The following is a 1,206-nucleotide window of genomic DNA, read 5'->3' as shown; positions in this document are numbered from 1 at the left end:
ACGCTCTCCGACGCCCAGTCGAACTGGAGCACCTGGAGCCGCCGCTGCACCGCCTGCGCCGTCGCCACGTCCCTCATCCACCCGGACGTGACCCCGAAGTACCGGTCCCCGACCACGCACGCCACCCCGAGGAGCAGCGCCAGATACCCCCAGGGCGCGATGCCGCCCACCACCCCGGTCATGTCCAGGATCGGCAGCGCGGCCCCGGCGACCGCCCCCGCCGCGGCCCCGCCCCGCAGCAGCCGTGCGCCCCGCCGCTTCCACACCCGGTCCGCCAGATACCAGGCGGCCGTCTCCAGCGCGCCCCGCTCCACCCACCGGTACAGCTCGTCCAGCCGCTCGGCGGGCTGGGCCCAGTCGCCGAGCGGAAACGCCCGCCCGGTCAGATCGCCCGGCCGCAGCCCGGCAGGTCCCTCACCGCCCCGCTCGTCGTGCGGCGGCCCCTCGGGCTGCATCTCCGGCTGACCCACCCGCACTCCCTACCGATTCACCGTCCGTGAAGGCCTCAGAGCGACCACGTGACGAGGCTGACGCGCCGAACCCTTCCTAGCGCCCAACGGGTGGCGACGACCCGATTTCGGACTCCTTTCCGCTCGGAAGAGGGCCTTGATCAGGTATAGGGCTCACCGCAGCTTCACTCGAAAGAGTGCTGGGGCAAGGGCTGCGCGGACCACGTAGGCTCGTGCCGAACGGGAAAACCCGTAGCGATAGGAGCTGAACGTGATCCCCGGTGGTGGCCAGCCCAACATGCAGCAGCTGCTTCAGCAGGCCCAGAAGATGCAGCAGGACCTCGCCCAGGCCCAGGAGGAACTGGCGAGGACCGAGGTCGACGGGCAGGCGGGCGGCGGCCTGGTGAAGGCCACCGTCACCGGCTCCGGCGAGCTGCGCGGCCTCGAGATCGACCCCAAGGCGGTGGACCCGGAGGACACCGAGACCCTCGCCGACCTGATCGTCGCGGCGGTCCAGGCGGCCAACGAGAACGCGCGGAACCTCCAGCAGCAGAAGCTGGGCCCGCTCGCCCAGGGTCTGGGCGGCAGCGGCATCCCCGGCCTGCCTTTCTGAGTACGCCTTTCTCAGACCGGCCGAAGCCCTCTACCGTACGTAGTGCAGGAATCTCAGGAAGGACGGCAGTCCGTTGTACGAAGGCGTGGTCCAGGACCTCATCGACGAACTGGGGCGGCTGCCCGGCGTCGGTCCCAAGAGCGC

Annotated in this window: 2 protein-coding genes and 1 pseudogene; 2 read left to right on the top strand and 1 reads right to left on the bottom strand. The window is 71.0% G+C overall.

Going from position 1 to position 1,206, the window contains the following annotated elements; all coding sequences use genetic code 11:
• Positions 1–470 (bottom strand): SLATT domain-containing protein (locus RM812_RS41775; protein ID WP_311586188.1); only part of this gene is annotated, 470 nt, incomplete at its 3' end.
• Positions 471–720: 250 nt separating this feature from the next.
• Here RM812_RS41775 and RM812_RS41770 point away from each other — a divergent pair.
• On the top strand, positions 721–1,062 hold the full coding sequence (locus tag RM812_RS41770) for a YbaB/EbfC family nucleoid-associated protein (protein ID WP_311586186.1): 342 nt from the start codon (positions 721–723) through the stop codon (positions 1,060–1,062).
• A 73-nt stretch (positions 1,063–1,135) separates the two neighbouring features.
• A pseudogene (locus RM812_RS41765) lies at positions 1,136–1,206 on the top strand (recombination mediator RecR); the annotation flags it as partial.

Origin of the sequence: Streptomyces lancefieldiae, from assembly GCF_031845825.1 — a bacterium.
GTDB lineage: Bacteria > Actinomycetota > Actinomycetes > Streptomycetales > Streptomycetaceae > Streptomyces > Streptomyces lancefieldiae.
The sequence above is the reverse complement of the archived record's forward strand: the minus strand, read 5'-3'. Positions and strand labels throughout refer to the sequence as shown.